The organism is Xanthomonas cissicola (genome assembly GCF_008801575.1).
GTDB classification, from domain to species: domain Bacteria; phylum Pseudomonadota; class Gammaproteobacteria; order Xanthomonadales; family Xanthomonadaceae; genus Xanthomonas; species Xanthomonas cissicola.
Window position 1 is genome coordinate 1 of sequence record NZ_VZPL01000228.1, and the last position, 680, is coordinate 680.

Genomic DNA, 680 nt, shown 5'->3' on the forward strand with positions numbered 1-680 from the left:
GCTTTCGGCTTCGCGCAGAAAGCCGATGACCTGCTCGTCAGTAAAACGTTTCTTCACGTCCAATCTCCTCGGGGTAGGGAATTGGACTCCAAACTGAGGCGCTACTCAAAATTGGGTGGACGTCGTCGGTTCAGTGGCATCGCCAGATTGTCTGGAGTACCGGGTGGTAGGCATCTGCTACTGGCTCTACTGCACTGTAAGCGGCTGCACGGTGCGCACGTCCGTCAAAGTGCGCCACTACATCCCCGATGCAGTCGTCTCCAGCTACAGCAACACTGGCGAAAATCCTTGGACCGAGGTGCGTGCGATGAGCGCCTCCAACGCGACAGCTCGCGCGGGTGGCGACGGCACCACTAACGACGACCACGAGAACAATCTCGTGCGATTCAAGAACGCCGATGTCATCGGCCATCCCGGCGGCGAGGTGTTCAAACAGTTCGCGTCGTCCTCGGGCTATTTCTGCGAGGGCGCTGGCATGGCATTCATGCCGTATCTGCTCAGCACCCTGGACACACTGGCCTGGCGCTACAACGTGCCCGAGATGGCTTACCCAGAGGCGCTGACCCCGGGCATGCGCGAGATCGGCGCGCGCTCGACGTCGAACCTCTGGGGCAACGTCTATCCGCGCGGCGGCTTCCTGCACCAGACGGACGACCACAAGGCTGGTGCCGTGGTGGCCC

1 pseudogene is annotated in these 680 nt (G+C 61.5%); it reads left to right on the forward strand.

From position 1 onward, the window contains the following. Positions 1-121: 121 nt before the first annotated feature. A pseudogene (locus F7R02_RS25740) lies at positions 122-680 on the forward strand (TIGR03756 family integrating conjugative element protein); the annotation flags it as partial.